Consider the following 17,316-nt stretch of genomic DNA (forward strand, 5'->3'; position numbering starts at 1 on the left):
ACCTCGCCCGAGACCTACCCGGGCAGGCGAACACCGGCGCCGTTTCATATATCGAACTCAGCGTCGAGTGATGAAACACACACTAAGCACCGCCTCGTGGCGTTGTCAACAACTTCCCAGCAGCGCAGCCGCATCGTGATTTGCGGTCTTCGCCAGTGCCACATCGCTTATGGTGAGCCGATGGCGGAGCCAGGACGCGTGCCCGCGTTGGCCCGTGCCGCGGTCGTCCTCCAAGCAATCAGCGACATGGGTCAACCGATGACGCTTGCCGACTTGGCGTCCCGGACGGGGTTCCCCAAGAGCAGCGTGATGGGCATCTGCCATGCCCTGACTCATGAGGCCCTGCTGGTGCGTGGCGTCGACGGCACCTACGCGCTGGGTCCCCATCTGTTCGAATTGGCGTCGGCGGCGCGGGCGCACAGTTGGCCCATCCACGACATCGGGTTCAGCTATCCGGTCGACGAGAGTTTCTTCCTCGCCGAGATAGACGCCCTGCACACCGAGGCCGACCGGCTCGGCGCGCGGCTCCACGTGCACACCGCGAAGGAGAGCACGGCCAACCAGTCGCAGCGGATCCTCGACTTCGTCAGCGCCGGTGTGGATTTGGTACTCATCGAGCCGGTGGCCACCGACGGCCTCGAGGAGGCGTGCGCGCAGGCCCGCGCGGCGCGCATCCCCGTGGTGGCCCTCGGGTCGGCGGTCAGGGGCGCGGACGCCGTCGTGGCGACCGACAACACCAAGGCGGGCTTCCTCGCCGGGTCCGCCCTGGCGACCGCCCTCGACGGGCGGGGCCGCGTGGCCGTGGTCGGCGGGATATCGATCACCGCCAACTCCGACCGCATCGCCGGCTTCCTCGCCGCCGTCGGGCAACATCCCGGAATCGACGTGGTGGCAACGAGTTACGGCGAGCTGGATGCCAGGTCGGGCCGACGAGCCGCGAAGGAGATCCTGGCTGCCCACGCCACGGTCGACGGCTTCTTCGCGGCCAACGACCAGATCGCCATCGGCATCTCGGGCGTGCTGCGCGGTCGCAAGCTGTCCGTGCCGATCGTCGGGGTCGACGGAGCCAAGGGGGCCATCGACGAAATCCGCTCGGGCGGACCGATCATCGCCACCGCCACCCAGGATCCGCCTGCGTTGGTGCGGACCGCGATGGACATCGGCGTCGCGCTGCACAGTGGGGCGCACGTCGCCAGGAGGTCGCGCTACCTCGCGCCGAAGTTGATCGACGCGCACAACGTCGAGAGGTACCAACCGTGGGGATAGACGGTTCACGGACCCCGGCGGTACACCGGGGCGCCCGCATCCTCGACGCCGTCTCCTCGGGCGCCGCCACCACCCCCGCGGCGTTGATCGGATTGCTCGGCCTGCCGAAGAGTTCGATCGCCGATCTGCTGAGCACCCTGGAGGAGGTGGGCTTCGTCGCCCGAGGAGCCGACGGCGACCTTCACATGGGTAAGCGGTGGTCGGACCTCTCCGATCCCAATGCCCTCGCGCACAACCTCTTTCGCGCCTGTGCCACCCCGGATCTCGACGGGCACACGATCTCACTGGTGCGACTGTTCGGCAATCAGGTCGTCTTCGTCGACGTCCATCTCGGACGGCTGCCGCTGCCGTTGACGCCGCGGCCGGGGCAACGCGCCCCTGCCGCGAGCTGTGCCGGTGCGGCCGCCATCCTCTCGGCGATGTCACCCGAGGGGGCGACCGACGCCGTGTCCGCAGCGGCAGCCCATCTCGGCTTGACCGACGGCGACGTCGAGCGCTGCCTACAGTTGCGACACCGCCACCGCCGAAAGGTCTACGAGTCGCAGTCCCCTCAGATGGGGCGGCAGCTCGCCTGTTCGGTGCCCGGCACCGGGTTTGCGCTGACGCTGCACGTGCCCGACCGCTGGCCCGAACCGTCGACGCTGAAGGCTGCCCGAGCGCTCAACGCCGCGACGAACGCCTACTGACGCGCGATCGAGCGGTGGCCCGTAGTGATCTTGGCCGCTCCCCGATAGCGTCCATTCCATGCGAATGGCACTGGTGGCGCTCATCGCGTCGATGACCTTGGTCGCGTGTGGCGACGGCTCCGGCGGTGGGATCACGACCACGACCGAGCAGATGCCCACCACCACGACGACGTCGTCGTGACGGCTCGTTGACGACCAGGCGCAGGACAACCCCTACTGCGCGAGGTATCCCCCGTCGACCGGCAACACGGCGCCGGTGATGAAGGAGGCCTCGTCGGAGGCGAGAAAGACGATGGCGCTTGCCACTTCGCCCGGTTCGCCGAGGCGGCCCATCGGGTGCATGGCTTCGATCTCCGCGAGGTACTCCGCGCCGCCGGGCAGCTCCGGGATGCGCTTGACCGCGTCGGTCCGGATCGTGCCAGGGGCGACGGCGTTGACCCTGATTCCTCGGTCGGCCCACTCGACGGCCAGGTGCTTGGTCAGGCCGGTGGCGATGAACTTGGCAGGCCCGTAGGCGGCTTGGCGCTTCTGCCCCGCCAGACCGGAGATCGACGAGAGGCAGACGATGGCACCGCTGCCGGTCCGCAGCATGGCCTCGATTGCGTACTTACAGGTGAGGAACATGCCGCGGCCGTCGACGGCCATCACCTGGTCCCAGTCGGCGGCGGTCATCTCCATCACGTCGCCGAGCGGGATGACGCCGGCGTTGGCCACCAGCACGTCGAGCCGTCCGAAGCGGTCCGTCGCCGCCCCGATCATTCGCCGCGCGTCGTCCTCGACCGAGACGTCGCCGACGACGGTCTCGACCTCGACACCGGCGTTGCGCAGTTCGTCGGCCAGCGCGAGAAGCGGGTCGCCCTGGATGTCGGTCAGGGTCAGCCGCGCGCCCTCGTGGGCGAACAGCTCGGCGGTCGCCCGACCGATGCCGAACGCTGCGCCGGTGATCACGGCGGACTTCCCACTGAGGCGGCCTTGTCGTCGTGTCACGGGGTGTCCCATCGCGGTCGGTCCATCGCTGGTCGCGTTGGGGTACGCCATCGTGTCACCGCAGGCCCGCGGTGTCCGTGCTTTGCCCCTCGCACTATGAACAGGTGCGTGCCGCACAATCGACCGATGCACCTGATGGCTGTTCGAGGCGCCGTCAGGAGATTGCTGGTCGACTCCGATCCCGGTCGCCTGCGGTTCCGCAGCGCCGCGACGACCACACTGGCGCTCGTCCTGGCCCTTAGCGCGTCCTACGGATTCATCACTCTCGCCGGCCAGCCGATCACGGTGGCCATGCTCGGCACGATCGTGGCGATGCAGTCCGCGGCCGCGGTCAAGGACCGTCAGCAGCACAGCCGGGTGGTCACCACGCTGCTGCTCTTCTTCCCGGCCGTGGCCGCCGTGTCGCTGGCGGCGACGTTGAGCCACTTCGGCAAGGTGGCCGACGTCGGCTTCATCACCGTCCTCTTCGGCGCGGTATGGGTCCGCCGCTTCGGACCCCGCGGCAACGCCCTGGGAATGGTCGCGTTCATCTCGTACTTCTTCGCGCTGTTCCTGCGCGCCACGCCGAGTCAGATTCCGGTGCTCGCCGTCGCGATCGCGATTGGCATCGGATCCACCCTGCTGGTGCGCACGCTGATCCTGCCGGACCGGCCGGCCGTCGAGGTGCGCCGTCTGGTGCGGGCGCTGCGCGGCGCGTCGACGGCGGTGCTGGACGTCGCCACCGACCGCGACGAGTTCGACCTCGTGGTGCTGCGCCGCCGGTTGGACCGCCTGGGTGAGACCGCGCTGATGATCGACGACTGGCTCGACCGTCACGACGCCGCCCAGTCGCTGAACGTCACCAGTGACGATCTGGCCCTGAAGGTGTTCGACGCGCAGATCGCCATGGAACAACTGGCGAGCATGCTGTGGTCGCTTGGCCCCGCCAGCTCGTGGCCCCGCGGCCTCCAGGACGCGGTCGCCGCCGTGCGGGTGTGCCTCTGGACCCACCCCTCCGAGGAGCAACTCCGGGCCGCCCGCAAGAGTGCGGCGGCCGCGTCGGACCGCGCCGACCTGTCGGGCACCGAAGGCATCGCGACCGTCGTGGCCTTCCGCGTCGCCCAGGCGCACCTGGCGCTGCACCACATCACCACCAACGCGCTCGGCGCCTCCGACCCCGTCGAACCCGAGCCCGAGACACCGGACGACGACGCCGACACCGGGCTCAACCCCAGCACCAAGGCGGCCATCCAGGTCGCGGTGGCCACCAGCGCGGCGACCATCCTCGGTGAACTGGTCTCCCCCGATCGGTGGTACTGGGCGGTGCTGACAGCGTTCCTGGTGTTCACCGGGGTGTCGACGCGCGGTGAGATCCTGACCCGCGTCGGGCACCGCATCGTGGGCACCATCGCCGGCGTCGTGGCGGGCGTCCTGCTTGCCACCCTGGTCGGGCACCACCCGCTGGTGCAGATGCTGCTGCTGGTGACGTGCGTGTTCTGCGCGTTCTACCTCGTCACGGTGGCCTATGCGTGGTTGACGTTCTTCGTCACCGTGCTGTTGGCGATGCTGTACGGACTGCTCGGCGACTTCAGCGTCGAAGTGTTGGAGTTGCGCATCGCCGAGACCGCGGTCGGCGGCGTGGTCGGCATCGCGTCCGCGTACTTCATCTTCTCCACCGGCACGCGCTCCACATTCGTGGAGAAGGTCGACGACTACCTGCACAAGATGACCGACCTGATCGACGTGGCGATCGCGTCGGTGGCGGCCCCCGGCGGCGACACCGACCTGGTTGCCGAGACCCGACGGCTCGACAACGCGCTGCAGGCCGTCGTCACGGCGGGCAAGCCGCTGCAGATGGGACCCGCCGTACGCAGCCGGCGCGGCGTCCAACGCCTGCTGCGCGGGCTGCAGGTGAGCAACCGCTCGGCCCATGCGCTGGCCCGAGCGGGCGTCAACGCGGCCCGGGCCGACGCCGACACCACTCCTCCCGAGGCGACGGTGGCCGCGCTGCACGAGGCCGCCGCGCACGTCTGCGACACCATCGACTCGGTGAAGCGGGTGGTCGACGGCGCCGGAGTCGAGCGCACGGAGAAGTCGACCAACGCGGTGGTCCTGAGCGTGGCGGGCACGGCGGACGTCCCGCCGGGACCGGTCCGTGGCGCCATCCGGGCGCTGAGCAACCTCGACCGCGCCCTGCTCGAGGTGACGGCGCGGGTGTGACGGGCCAGCGTCGACCTGGGGGCGCTTCGCCTGGCACCGTCCCGGGTAGTCACGTCGAAACGGAGGCGCCATGACCAAGCTCGACACCACCAGAACACGAGTGGCGATCGTGGGCGGTGGCCCCGCCGGGCTGATGCTGTCCCACCTGCTGCACGTCGCGGGCATCGACAGCGTCGTCGTCGACCACCGGACCGTCGACCACATCGCCACCACCCACCGCGCAGGCATCCTCGAGCGGGACAGCGTGCGCCTGCTGGTCGAGTCCGGAGTCTCCGACCGGGTGCTGCGCGAAGGGTCGGAGCACGAGGGCATCGAGCTGCGTTTCGACGGCGCGAGCCACCGGATCGACTTCCAGGACCTCGTCGGCGCGTCGTGCTGGCTCTATCCGCAGACCGAGGTGTTCGTCGACCTCCACCGCGCCCGCACCCGCGACCACGGTGATCTGCGGTACGGGGTCTCCGACACCGAGGTGACGGGGTTCCTCGACACTCCCACCGTCCGCTACGTCGACGCCGACGGCACGCGACACGAGATCACCGCCGACCTCGTCGTGGGGGCCGACGGGTCTCGCAGCATCTGCCGGACCATGATCGCCGGTGCCCGGCAATACGTTCGCGAGTACCCATTCGCGTGGTTCGGCATCCTTGTTCAGGCCCCGCCCAGTGCATCCGAACTCGTGTACACCCGTGCACCCGAGGGTTTCGCGCTGATCAGCCAGCGCACCGAGGAGGTGCAGCGCATGTACTTCCAGTGCGATGCCGCCGAAGATCCCGACGACTGGTCCGACGACCGCATCTGGGATCAACTTCAGACCCGCCTACGCGGAACGGACGGCTTCCAGCTCAAGGAGGGGGCGGTCCTCCAGCGCACGGTGTTGCCATTTCGCAGCTTCGTGCAGACGCCGATGCGCCATGGCCGCCTCGTCCTCGCCGGCGACGCCGCCCACACCGTCCCACCCACCGGAGCCAAGGGTCTCAACCTCGCGCTGTCGGACGTCCGCCTGCTCTCCGAAGTCGTCGAACGCGCCCTGGGCGACGGCGGCGACGACGCACTGGACACCTACACCGAGCGTGCGTTGTCTCGGGTGTGGAAGGCCCAGCACTTCTCCTACTGGATGACCACGATGCTCCACAACGCCGCCGACGCCTCGGACTTCGACGAGCAACGCCAACTCGGCGAGCTTCGCACCCTGGTGTCCTCGGAGGCCGGTCGCACCTACCTCGCCGAGGGGTACACGGGCTGGCCGAGCACGTGACGACCATACGAAAACGGGCCAGGACTTTCGTCCTGGCCCGTTCGTCGTTCCGGTGGAGCTGCCGGGAATCGAACCCGGGTCCAACGGCATTCCCTCAAGGCTTCTCCGTGCGCAGTCCGCTATGTCTCTACTTGGATCTCTCGTTCACGCGAACAAGACGAGATGACGATCCCAGTCGCTGTTTGATGTCCCCGTACATCCCGCGACCGGACGTATGGGTTTGTCCCTCTAGATGACGCCAGGGTCCGAGTCGAGGGCTCTCTCGGTCTGACGGACACACCGTCGCTTAGGCAGCGAGGGCGTAGTCGCGCTGATTGGAATCGGCGCTTAATTGGTTGCAGCGACGCTTACGGTGGTCTCTTGCCTGCACCGGCACGCTTCCCTTGATTCGATGCGCGATGTCGAAACCGTTCAGCCCCTCGCACCCCTGCCGGACTTCAGCAGGACGTTCATCGTACCGCCTTCAGCGCGGATGCCCAGCGATTAATTCCCGCCAGTCGCCGCCTTGAGGTGGGATCGGGCACTAGCCTCCCGCGAAGCGCCCGATCACGGCGACGACGACGGCTGCCAAGACCAGGGCCGTGCCGACGACCCCGGGCACCGTCAACCCGTCACCGAATACCGCGACGAGGCCGAGCGGGATCGCACAGGCGAGCAACGCCACCCGGAGCGCGAGCGAGTGCTGGGTTCGCAGTGTCGAGCGCCACGTGCGCATCGGTACGACGCGGCTCAACCATCCCGCATACACCGTCAACGCCAATGTGCCAACGCCGATCGCAATGCGGTGTCCCACAGTCAATGTGGCGCCCTGACCAATGGCAGGGGTGCTCACCAGGATCAGCCAGCCCAGCGCCAGCACACCCACCGTCGCGAACCGGAGGAGTCGGGCCAGGGCGATGCCGATGTTGCGGCGCGCCAGGTCGCCGAGACCGGGGTCGAGCCTCGCCGCCCCGAGGAAACCACTCATCGCGGCCGACCACTTGCTGCGGGCGAGTCGGTTGACGCCGATGTTGTGGACGGCCGACGCGTTGGTCGGATCGAGTTGCAGCGCCTCCTCGTACGCAGCCGTCGACTCCTCGGACATCCCGAGCCTGGCCAGGATCTGGCCGCGCAGCACATGACTGTCCGCGCTGGTTGGGTCCAGCCGCAACGCCTCTCCCACGACCACCAGGGCGTCTTGAGGTCGACCGACCTTCAGCAGCAGCTCGGCGTAGACGAAGTGGGCGACGCGGTCGTGCGGCTGCAGGGCAACCCCGCGCCAGGCCATGTAGAGCGCCTGGTCCACCCACCCCATCGCGTCGAGCGCGATCGCGTAGATCCGGATGGCAAAGCCGTACTCGGGCGAAATGGCCAGTGCGGCATAGGCATTCCGGGCGGCGTCGTCGTACTGCTTGGAGAGAACCTGGACCCTTGCCAGGTTGGCCAACAGCACCGCGTTGTCGGGGGACGTGACGAGTGCGTCCCGCAAGACCTGTTCGGCGCGGGCGTGGTTGCGGGCATCGGCGTAGGCGGTGGCCAGAGCGACCGCCCCATCGGTGTCACCGGCAGCGGTCAACGCATCTTCTTGCGGCGCAAGTAGTTCGCCAACTCGTCGTAGGTACCGTCACCGTTGGCGAATTCGACGACGTTTCGGGCGGTGTCGAACCATGGGCCCGCGCTCGGGCGGATCTGCAGCAGCGCCGCGTCGACGTCGCTCATGCGCACCGGACGCACCTCTCCGGCGCGCAACGAGGCCGCCATCGCCAGTTGCGTTGCGGTGTCGCAGACGTGGGCGATGTCGGCTCCCGAGAAGCCGTCGGTCCGCTTCGCGACGGAGGCCGGATCGATGCGCTCGACCGGCCGGTCGCGAAGATTCATCCGCACGATCGCGGCGCGCGCCTCCGCGTCCGGCAAACCCACGAAGATCATCCGGTCGAAACGGCCCGGCCTGCGCAGGGCGGGGTCGACGTCCCACGGCATGTTCGTCGCCGCAAGGACGTACACCCCGTCGTTGGCGGACGTGGCGGTATCCAGTTCGGCGAGAAGCGCATTGACCACGACGCGGAGGCCCGAGCTGTTGCTCAACGCCGCGCGCCGCTGTCCGAGGGCGTCCACTTCATCGAAGAACAACACGCACGGCGCATTTCGGCGGGCGGTGTCGAAGATGCGGGCCAGCGCCCGCTCGCTGTCGCCCAGCCAATGTTGCAGGACGTCGGCGATGCCGACGGCGTAGAAGTTGGCCCCGAGCTCACCTGCCACCGCTCTGGCCAGATACGTCTTGCCGCACCCGGGCGGGCCGTACATCAACAACCCACCGCGGGCGTTGACCTTGTAGGCGCGCATCAGTTCGGGATTGCGGATCGGACCGAGCAGTGACACGTCGAGCCGCTGCTTGACCGCCTCCATCCCCGCGACGTCGGCGAGGGTGACGTCGCTGCGCCGGACGACGTCGAAGTCGGCGTCGGACTCACCGTCGACGGTCTCGGCGGCACCGTCGACGAAGGCGGGGCCGATGATGTCGGACACCTCTTCCTCGGCAGCCGACCAGTTGAACTCCGAATTCGGGCGTACCGCCGGGGTCTCGGGTGCGCTGCCCGTCGCCAGTGCGGCGGTGCACCGCTGCAGCAGGGTCAGCGCCGCGGCGTTGGAGGCATCCTGCGCCAGGGCGGCGCTGCAGTGGGTGAGCGCCTCGGTGACATTGCCCTGCTGAATCAGGAGGTCGACGAGGTGCAGTCTCAGTTCGACGGCCTCGGGGCTTCGCTGAACGGCCGCCGTCAACTCGCGGATCACGGCGTCACTCGCCATCCCGCACCCCCTTCGCTCGCGCACGCTCGATCCTACTGACCGCGACGCGCCCTACCCTGCGGCGATCAAGCCGACCGCGGCGAGGGCCAGCACCATTCCCGCCGCCTGCCACCGCGTCACCTTCTCCTTCAATACCACCAGCGCGAGCAGGACCGTGCCCGCGGGATATAACGAGATGAGAACACTGGTCAGCGACAGCAACGACGCCTGCAGCGCAAGGAGCATCGCCACGTTGGCGACGGTGTCCAACACCCCGGCCGCCAAGGCCAACCGCAGCGGCACCCCGGACGGCACGGCCAAGTTCCTCGACACCGCCGCTATCGCGACGACCATCAGAGTCGCCGACAGCCGGGCGAACGCCAGCGGCCAGAGCCCCGCGTCATGGGGCGCCTGGTCGATCGACACGAAGTTCAGCCCGAACGCGAGGCCGGCGCCGAGAGTCAGCCACGCCACCTTCGCGGTGAAGCGCTGGGCGGTCGAATCCTCGCCGCGCTCTTCGCGACTCACCAACACGACCGCGATCAACGCCAGCCCGATGCCCGTGTAGGCCAGCAGGCTTGGCCGCTCCCCAAGCAGCACGCCCGCGACGATGGGCACTCCGGCAACCAGGATCGCCGTCAGGGGTGACACCAACGACATTGGACCGGCCCCGAGCGCGGCGTAGAACCACCACACCCCGAACGCCTGGCTGAGACCGCACAGACCGCCCCACACGATTGCGGGCGTCGTCACGTGCCCACCGACGACGAAGGAGATCGAGGTCAACAACACCAGCGCCACGGGGTAGGACACCAGCACCACGCGCAGCGCGGCGACCCGCCGTGACGCCAAACCTCCGACGAAGTCGCTCACCCCGTATCCGATTCCGGACACCAGGGCTAACAGGACCCCGATCAGGTCATGCCTTTGGAGCGCCTGCCTAGTTCACGAATCACTTCCCGATCGGCGTCACGTCTCGCCAGATCCTGACGCTTGTCGTGCGCCTGCTTGCCTCGCGCCAAGGCCAGTTCGACCTTGACCTTGCCCTCGGTGAAGTAGAGCGACAGGGGCACCAGCGAGAGGTTGCCGTCCCTGATCTTGCCGATCAGATTGTCGATCTGGGTGCGGTGCATCAGCAGTTTCCGGTTACGCCGCGGTGCGTGGTTTGTCCACGAGCCGTGGTGATACTCGGGGATGTGCAGGTTGCGGAGCCACACTTCACCGTCGTCGACCGTCGCGAAGGAGTCGGCCAGCGAGGCCTGGCCCTCGCGGAGGCTCTTCACCTCGGTGCCCACCAGCGCCACCCCGGCTTCGAACGTCTCGAGGATCGAATAATTGTGCCGCGCCCTGCGATTGGTGGCCACCACCTGGTTGTTGCGGTGCTTCTTGACCTCGGCGGCCGACTTCTTGGCCACAGCTAGCGCCGCACGTACAGCCGCAGGGTGACGTAGGCCGTGACGCCGGACATCGCCAAACCGAGGAACAGCATGATGGGCGCGCTGAAGTAGAGGACGTCCTTGTAGTCGACCTGGGCAATCAGGTTGGCGTCGTAGAACTGCCGCAGCGCCTTCTCCAGGAACAACGCTCGCACCAGAATCAGCCCCGCGATCGCGATCACCACGCCGATGAACGCGGCGAGCATGGCCTCGACGAGGAACGGCAGCTGCGTGTACCAGCGACTTGCACCCACCAGGCGCATGATGCCGATCTCCGTTCTTCGGGTGTAGGCCGCGACCTGAACCATGTTGGCTATCAGCAGAATTGCACCGACGGCCTGAACCAAGGCGATCGCGAACGCCGCCGCACTCAACCCGTCGAGCACCGCGAAGAGCCTGTCGATGAGGTCCTTCTGATTCAGCACGTTGAGCACACCGGGCTGTTTCTTGAGGGCGTCGTCGAAGTCCTTGTGTTGCTCGGGGTTGTCGAGCTTCACCACGAATGATGCGGGAAAGGCGTCCTTACCCGCAACGTCTTTATATTGCGGGAACTTCTTGATTGCGTCGTCGTATGCGTCGCTCTGGTTGAGGAACCGAACCGACTTCACGTCGGTGCGGTCCTCGATCTGCTTGCGTACCGCCTTGCACGCATCCGCGTCGCAGGTCGGGTCGTTGGCCGAGATGTCGTTGGTCAGGAAGACCTGACTCTCGACGCGGTCCAGGTAAATGCCCTTCGAGCTGTCGGCGAGGCGGACGACGAGCAGGCCGCCGCCGAACAGACCGATGGAGATGGCGGTCGTCAAGATCATGGCGACCGTCATGGTGACGTTGCGACGAAGCCCTGTCAGGACTTCGTTGACGAGAAAGCCGAAGCGCACTTAGCGATCCATTCCGTAGACACCGCGCTGTTCGTCGCGGATCAGTCGTCCCAGCTCGAGCTCGATGACTCGCTGGCGCATCGAGTCGACGATGTGATGGTCGTGGGTCGCCATCAACACGGTCGTCCCGGTGCGGTTGATCCGCTCGAGCAGATCCATGATGTCCTTGCTGGTCTCGGGATCCAGGTTGCCGGTCGGTTCGTCGGCCAGCAGCACCAGCGGCCGGTTGACGAACGCGCGCGCGATGGCGACGCGCTGCTGTTCACCACCCGACAGCTCACTGGGCAGGCGGTTCGCCTTGCCGGACAGACCCACCATCTCGAGGACGTCGGGCACCACCCGGTTGATGACGTCGGCCCGCTTGCCGATCACCTCGAGCGCGAAGGCGACGTTCTCGAAGACCGTCTTCTGCTGCAGCAGGCGGAAGTCCTGGAACACGCATCCGAGGACCTGGCGCAAACCGGGGATGTGCCGGCTGGACAGCTTGTTGACGTGAAACTTCGAGACCTGAATGTCGCCGTGCGTCGGGGTGTCCTCGGCGAGCAGCAGCCGCATGAACGTCGACTTGCCCGATCCGGACGGCCCGATGAGGAAGACGAACTCACCTTTTTCGATCTTGAGCGAGACGTTGTCCAGAGCTGGCCGTGCCGAGGATTTGTACTGTTTGCTCACGTGGTCGAGGGTGATCATCACGGCACGCCAGTGTAGCCGTGTCGAGTTGGAGCCCCCGACTACCCGGGTGGCGGGGGCACCAGAACGGGCAGCGTGATGCCCGGCAGGATCTCCGTCGTCGTGGTGGTGGACGTGCCCGAACGGTTCGGCACCGGCTGCCCCGGCGACGTGATCGGGGTCTGTGTCAGGGTCGTCGCCGGGAGCGGACCAGGCCCGTCGGGGTCGACGACGGTCGTCGCCGTCTCGGGTGCGGTCGTGGTGGGGGTCTCCGTGCCGCTGGTGGTCTCCGTCGGGGACGTTGACACCGTCGTCGACGTCTCGGTCCTCGAGGTCCTCGGCGTGCTGTAGGTCGTCTTCGGGCGCTCGACGTTGGTGCGCGGCACCCAGGTGTACTCCGGGTCGGGGACGAAACCCGGCGGCACCACCTGGGTGGGCTCCGAGGCTGCCGGCGGCGGCGGGGCGTAGGTCGAATGCAGCCACCAGGTGAAGCAGAAGGCGACGATGAGGGCGGCAGTCGACGTGCGCACGCGACCTCCAGGCAGGTACGCCGGCCACTCGCGGCCCTCGCCCTCCTTGCGGAAGTGGAAGTTGAACTTCACTTGTCGCGACCCCCGTTCTGTGGGTCTTCGGCGATCGCCGACGTCGCCGTCGGCGACAGCGCGCCGACCGTGGGAGACGATTCGGCAGGGCTGGCGATGCCCGCGCGACGTAGGGCGGCGACGACGAGCACGCGCAGCTGCCGACCCACTTCGAACTGCTTGCCCGGCAACGTTCGCGCCACCATCCGCAGATTCACCGTGTCCAACTCGATGCTCTCCACGCCCATCAGCATCGGCTTGTCGAGCATCAACGCGGCCATCTGCTTGTCCTGCATCGCCTCGTCGCAGACGTGGTGCAGCACCTCGTTGACCTTGTTGAGGTCCGAAGTGGTCGGTACCGGGATGTCCACGACGGCTCTGGCCCAGTCCTTGGATTGGTTGACGGTCTTGACGATCTGACCGTTCGGGATCGTGAACACCTCGCCCTCACTCGACCGCAGCTTCGTGACCCGCAGCGTGACGTCCTCGACTGTGCCCTCGGCGGGCAGCGCGATCCCGGCGACGGTCAGGGCGACCAGGTCGCCGAAGCCGTACTGCTTCTCGGTGATGATGAAGAACCCCGACAACAGGTCCTGCACCACGCGTTGCGCGCCGAAACCCAGCGCGGCGCCGAGGACGGCCGCGGGAGCGACCAGTGACCCCACCGGTATCGCCACGATGTCGGTGATCTCGACGATGACGACGACGCACAACAGCGCGATCGTGACCCAGGAGATCACCGAGGCGACGGCCTGGCGGTGTTTGGTGGTCTCCGACCGCACCAGAGCGTCGCTCTCGCGGAAGTCGGCGTCGATGCGGCGGGTGATCCTTCGTGCCGTCCACTGGACGAACCGGGCCGCCAAGATCGCAGCGAGGACCAGCATGACGATCCGGAGACCGCGCGTGATGATCCACTCGCCGATGTCACCGCGCCAGAAGTCGTGCCAACTGTTGGCCCAACTGATTGCCAAATACGTTTTAGTCGTCATCTTTCCTATTGCGCCAACGGATTCCCGCCTCCAGGAATCCGTCGATGTCGCCGTCGAGTACCGCGGCCGGATTGCCGACTTCGTAGTCGTTACGCAAATCCTTGACCATTTGATACGGATGCAGGACGTAGGAGCGCATCTGGTTGCCCCACGAACTGCCGCCGTCGTTCTTCAACGCGTCCATCTCGGCGCGCTCTTCGAGCCGCTTGCGCTCCAGCAACTTTGCCTGGAGAACTCGCATTGCCGACACCTTGTTCTGCAACTGCGACTTCTCGTTCTGGCAAGTGACGACGATACCGCTGGGGATGTGGGTCAGTCGAACGGCCGAGTCGGTGGTGTTGACCGACTGCCCGCCGGGGCCGCTGGACCGGTAGACGTCGACGCGGACGTCACCGTCGGGGATGTCGATGTGGTCGGCGGTGTCGACGACGGGCAGCACCTCGACGTCGGCGAAGGACGTCTGACGCCTGCTCTGGTTGTCGAACGGGCTGATCCGAACCAGTCGGTGCGTGCCCTGCTCGACCGAGAGCGTGCCGTAGGCGTACGGCGCGTGCACCGCGAACGTGGCGCTCTTGATCCCGGCCTCTTCGGCGTAGGACGTGTCGAAGACCTCGACGCCGTAGTTGTGCTTCTCGGCCCAGCGGATGTACATCCGCATCAGCATCTCCGCCCAGTCGGCGGCGTCGATGCCGCCGGCACCGGATCGGATGGTCACGACGGCCTCGCGCTCGTCGTACTCCCCCGACAGCAGGGTGCGGACCTCCATCGCGGCGATGTCCTCGCGCAGCTTGTCCAGCTCGACGTTGACGTCGGTCAACGCGTCCTCCCCGCCCTCCTCGGCGGCGAGTTCGTACATGATCGGGAGGTCGTCGAGCCGCTGCCTCAACTCCTCGACGCGGCGCAGTTCGCTCTGCGCGTGCGACAGCTCGCTGGTGACCTTTTGGGCGCGGGTTTGGTCGTCCCAGAGCTTCGGATCGGACGCCGCGTCCTCCAACGTGGTGATGCGGTCGCGCAGCCCGTCGACGTCGAGCACCCGCTCCACGGTCGTCAGAGTCGTGTCGAGCGAGGCGATGTCTTCTTGCCGGTCGGGATCCACGGGAGATCAGGTTACCGACAGCTGTCCGGGTCTAGCATCGGCTTGGTAACCAGCCCGGTGACGACGCGACAGCCCCTTGCGCGTTTCCGGGCCTCCCCGGCTTCCTCTTGGAGGACTATTAGATGCGTCCATATCACGTGGCGATCGTGGGTTCCGGCCCCTCTGGCTACTTTGCCGCCGCGTCGCTGCTGAAGTTCGCGGACTCCACGGCAGACGGCGACGATCCCAGGGACGTACGCGTCGACGTGCTGGAAATGTTGCCGACCCCGTGGGGCCTGGTGCGGTCCGGGGTGGCCCCCGACCACCCGAAGATCAAGACCATCAGTGCCCAGTTCGAGAAGGTGGCGAGCGACCCTCGCTTCCGCTTCTTCGGCAACATCCGGGTGGGTGAGGACGTCCAGACCGAGGAGTTGGCCGACCGCTACGACGCGGTCATCTACGCCGTGGGCGCCCAGGCCGATCGCCCGCTCGGCATCCCGGGCGAGGACCTGCCCGGCAGCGTCGCGGCGGTCGACTTCGTCGGTTGGTACAACGCCCACCCGCACTTCGAGGAGATGACACCGGACCTGACGACCGGGCGCGCCGTGGTGGTCGGCAACGGCAACGTGGCACTCGACGTCGCCCGCATCCTGGTCAGCGATCCCGACGCGCTGGCCAACACCGACATCGCCAACCACGCGTTGGAGTTGCTGCACGCGCGGGGCGTCGAGGAGGTGGTGGTGCTCGGGCGCCGCGGTCCGCTGCAGGCCACCTTCACCACGCTGGAGTTGCGGGAGCTCGGTGATCTCGAGGCGATGGCCGACGTGGACGTGATCGTCGACCCGGCGGACTTCGCAGCCATTTCCGACGAGGACCTCGAGGCGGCGGGCAAGACCGTCAGGCAGAACGTCAAGGTATTGCGCTCGTATGCGGACCAGGCTCCGCGCGGAGCCAAGCGGCGCATCGTGTTCCGGTTCCACACCTCGCCGATCGAGATCAAGGGCGACGACCGGGTCACCTCGATCGTGCTCGGCCGCAACGAGTTGGTGGACGACGGGGGTCGCCGGGTGGCCAAGGACACGGGCGCGCGTGAGGAACTCCCCGCCCAGTTGGTGGTCCGTGCCGTCGGCTACCGCGGCGTTCCCACGCCGGGGCTGCCGTTCGACGAGCGGTCGGGCACCATTCCGCACACCGACGGCCGCGTCGACGGGACTCGCAACTCCTACGTCGTCGGGTGGATCAAGCGTGGTCCGTCAGGTGTCATCGGGAGCAACAAGAAGGACTCGGCGGCGACCGTCGAGACCCTGCTGGCAGATCTTGCGGCGGTCGACCTGGCCGACGATCGCGAGGACACGCTCGAATGGCTGCTGTCCCGCCAGCCTCACCTCGTCACCAACGACCATTGGAAGTTGATCGACGCCCACGAACGGAACACCGGCGGGCCGTTGGGTCGGCCGCGGGTGAAGTTGAGCAATGTGGCGGAGTTCTTGCGGATTGGGCACGGCTGACGACGATCAGCTAGCCCCGCTGGGGTGAGTTCACCGAATCGGCCTCGATGGTGATCACCACCCGGGTCTCGTTCGGGTTCCCGCTGAAGTTGGGGTACGGAATGCCGAGATACTTCTGCGACAGTTCTTCAATGCTCTCGCGCCCGCCCTCGGTGGTCGTCTTCACCACGCGGCCACGAACGGCGTAGTAGCCGTACACGTTCTCGGGGTTGACCACGTTGACGGCGACGCGCGGATCCCGAGCGATGTTTCGCGCCTTCTGCATGCCGTCGACGATGTTGATGACGATGTTCTCGCCGTCGGTGGTCACCCAGGTTTCGGTCAGCTGAGGCGACCCGTCCGGCATCAGGGTCGCGATGAAACACGGGCTGGGCTTGCGCAGGAGTTCGAGCAGGCCTTCGGGAAGTGGTTGGGACATGCACTTGTCATACACCCGGAGTACCATCGAACACATGTTCGACGCGATGGATGAGGCGGGGCTGATCGACCGCATCGCCGTGCTCGAACGCGCCAAATCCACCGCAGCCGCCGAACAAGCAGTCCTGACCGCCCAACTCGACACCACCCGCCGGGCCCGGGAAGCCGCCGCCGGGATACCCACCGCCACACGCGGCAAGGGATTGGGCAGCGAAATCGCCCTGGCGCGGCGTGACTCCCCCAACCGCGGCGGCCGGCATCTCGGCTTCGCCCGCGCCCTGGTCAACGAAATGCCCCACACCCTGGCCGCCCTGAAAGCCGGACTGCTGTCGGAATGGCGGGCCACCCTGATCGTGCGCGAATCGGCGTGTCTGGACGTCGCCGACCGCCGGGTGTTGGACGCCCGGATGTGCGCCGATCAGAACAGTTTGGAGGGCAAGGGCGACAAACGCATCGAGGCCGACGCCAAGGCCATCGCCTACGAACTCGACCCCCACGCCGTCGTCGACCGCGCCGCCCGCGCCGAAACCGAACGCTCGGTGTGGGTCCGACCCGCCCCCGACAACATGACCTACGTGACCGCCCTGCTGCCCATGCCCCAAGGCGT

18 protein-coding genes and 1 other RNA gene are annotated in these 17,316 nt (G+C 67.4%); 7 read left to right on the top strand and 12 right to left on the bottom strand.

Annotated elements, in window-relative coordinates; genetic code table 11:
* Window positions 1-180 precede the first annotated feature (180 nt).
* From ASD37_RS07300 to ASD37_RS32500, 3 genes are read left to right on the top strand one after another with little or no spacing between them, the layout of a single operon-like run.
* Window positions 181-1,266 (top strand): substrate-binding domain-containing protein, encoded by a 1,086-nt coding sequence (locus ASD37_RS07300; protein ID WP_082569965.1) that lies wholly within the window; start codon window positions 181-183, stop codon window positions 1,264-1,266.
* Complete coding sequence (locus ASD37_RS07305; RefSeq protein ID WP_056549499.1) at window positions 1,257-1,952, top strand: helix-turn-helix domain-containing protein; 696 nt, start codon at window positions 1,257-1,259, stop codon at window positions 1,950-1,952. The genes ASD37_RS07300 and ASD37_RS07305 overlap by 10 nt, the downstream gene beginning before the upstream one ends.
* Window positions 1,953-2,010: 58 nt before the next feature.
* Entirely contained in the window at window positions 2,011-2,133 is a 123-nt protein-coding gene (locus tag ASD37_RS32500; RefSeq protein WP_255354807.1) for a hypothetical protein, read from the top strand.
* Between the two features lie 32 nt (window positions 2,134-2,165).
* On the opposite strand, the gene ASD37_RS07310 is transcribed toward ASD37_RS32500, so the two are convergent.
* Entirely contained in the window at window positions 2,166-2,939 is a 774-nt protein-coding gene (locus tag ASD37_RS07310) for an SDR family NAD(P)-dependent oxidoreductase (protein WP_056550048.1), read from the bottom strand.
* A gap of 135 nt (window positions 2,940-3,074) precedes the next feature.
* Here ASD37_RS07310 and ASD37_RS07315 point away from each other — a divergent pair, with 135 nt between their 5' ends.
* Both ASD37_RS07315 and ASD37_RS07320 read left to right on the top strand, forming a co-directional pair.
* Entirely contained in the window at window positions 3,075-5,138 is a 2,064-nt protein-coding gene (locus tag ASD37_RS07315; protein WP_156720776.1) for an FUSC family protein, read from the top strand.
* Window positions 5,139-5,208: 70 nt separating this feature from the next.
* Window positions 5,209-6,393: a 4-hydroxybenzoate 3-monooxygenase gene (locus ASD37_RS07320; protein ID WP_056549503.1), complete on the top strand. Its 1,185-nt coding sequence runs from the start codon at window positions 5,209-5,211 to the stop codon at window positions 6,391-6,393.
* 50 nt (window positions 6,394-6,443) lie between these two features.
* Here the strand turns inward: ASD37_RS07320 and ssrA are convergent.
* The 10 genes from ssrA to prfB form a co-directional block, all read right to left on the bottom strand.
* Window positions 6,444-6,812, bottom strand: a transfer-messenger RNA (tmRNA) gene (ssrA, locus tag ASD37_RS30850).
* A 104-nt stretch (window positions 6,813-6,916) separates the two neighbouring features.
* Window positions 6,917-7,948, bottom strand: a complete 1,032-nt coding sequence (locus ASD37_RS07325; RefSeq protein WP_056549507.1) for a tetratricopeptide repeat protein — start codon at window positions 7,946-7,948, stop codon at window positions 6,917-6,919.
* The gene (locus ASD37_RS07330; RefSeq protein WP_056549509.1) at window positions 7,945-9,177 is read right to left on the bottom strand and encodes an AAA family ATPase; all 1,233 of its coding nucleotides are present in this window, start codon (window positions 9,175-9,177) and stop codon (window positions 7,945-7,947) included. Before ASD37_RS07330 ends, ASD37_RS07325 begins: the two co-directional genes overlap by 4 nt.
* Before the next feature lie 51 nt (window positions 9,178-9,228).
* The gene (locus tag ASD37_RS07335; protein ID WP_082569966.1) at window positions 9,229-10,062 is read right to left on the bottom strand and encodes an EamA family transporter; all 834 of its coding nucleotides are present in this window, start codon (window positions 10,060-10,062) and stop codon (window positions 9,229-9,231) included.
* A gap of 8 nt (window positions 10,063-10,070) precedes the next feature.
* Window positions 10,071-10,571, bottom strand: coding sequence for an SsrA-binding protein SmpB (gene smpB, locus ASD37_RS07340; protein WP_056549511.1), 501 nt, complete (start codon window positions 10,569-10,571; stop codon window positions 10,071-10,073).
* 2 nt (window positions 10,572-10,573) lie between these two features.
* Window positions 10,574-11,470 carry a permease-like cell division protein FtsX gene (gene ftsX / locus ASD37_RS07345; protein WP_056549514.1) on the bottom strand — a complete coding sequence of 299 codons (897 nt, stop codon included), beginning with the start codon at window positions 11,468-11,470 and terminating at the stop codon, window positions 10,574-10,576.
* Complete coding sequence (ftsE, locus tag ASD37_RS07350) at window positions 11,471-12,160, bottom strand: cell division ATP-binding protein FtsE (protein WP_056549516.1); 690 nt, start codon at window positions 12,158-12,160, stop codon at window positions 11,471-11,473.
* Between the two features lie 41 nt (window positions 12,161-12,201).
* Window positions 12,202-12,741: a hypothetical protein gene (locus tag ASD37_RS07355; RefSeq protein ID WP_235567989.1), complete on the bottom strand. Its 540-nt coding sequence runs from the start codon at window positions 12,739-12,741 to the stop codon at window positions 12,202-12,204.
* On the bottom strand, window positions 12,738-13,709 hold the full coding sequence (locus ASD37_RS07360) for a mechanosensitive ion channel family protein (protein ID WP_056549518.1): 972 nt from the start codon (window positions 13,707-13,709) through the stop codon (window positions 12,738-12,740). The genes ASD37_RS07355 and ASD37_RS07360 overlap by 4 nt, the downstream gene beginning before the upstream one ends.
* The gene (gene prfB, locus ASD37_RS07365) at window positions 13,699-14,805 is read right to left on the bottom strand and encodes a peptide chain release factor 2 (protein ID WP_056549520.1); all 1,107 of its coding nucleotides are present in this window, start codon (window positions 14,803-14,805) and stop codon (window positions 13,699-13,701) included. Before prfB ends, ASD37_RS07360 begins: the two co-directional genes overlap by 11 nt.
* A gap of 122 nt (window positions 14,806-14,927) precedes the next feature.
* Between prfB and ASD37_RS07370 the strand changes: the two genes are divergently transcribed.
* Entirely contained in the window at window positions 14,928-16,292 is a 1,365-nt protein-coding gene (locus tag ASD37_RS07370; protein WP_056549521.1) for an FAD-dependent oxidoreductase, read from the top strand.
* A gap of 10 nt (window positions 16,293-16,302) precedes the next feature.
* Here the strand turns inward: ASD37_RS07370 and ASD37_RS07375 are convergent, their stop codons facing one another.
* Complete coding sequence (locus ASD37_RS07375) at window positions 16,303-16,710, bottom strand: PPOX class F420-dependent oxidoreductase (protein WP_056550053.1); 408 nt, start codon at window positions 16,708-16,710, stop codon at window positions 16,303-16,305.
* 34 nt (window positions 16,711-16,744) lie between these two features.
* Between ASD37_RS07375 and ASD37_RS07380 the strand changes: the two genes are divergently transcribed.
* On the top strand, window positions 16,745-17,316 hold a 572-nt coding region (locus ASD37_RS07380), incomplete at its 3' end, for a DUF222 domain-containing protein (protein ID WP_156720729.1).

It is taken from the genome of Mycobacterium sp. Root135, from assembly GCF_001426545.1.
Lineage (GTDB): Bacteria > Actinomycetota > Actinomycetes > Mycobacteriales > Mycobacteriaceae > Mycobacterium.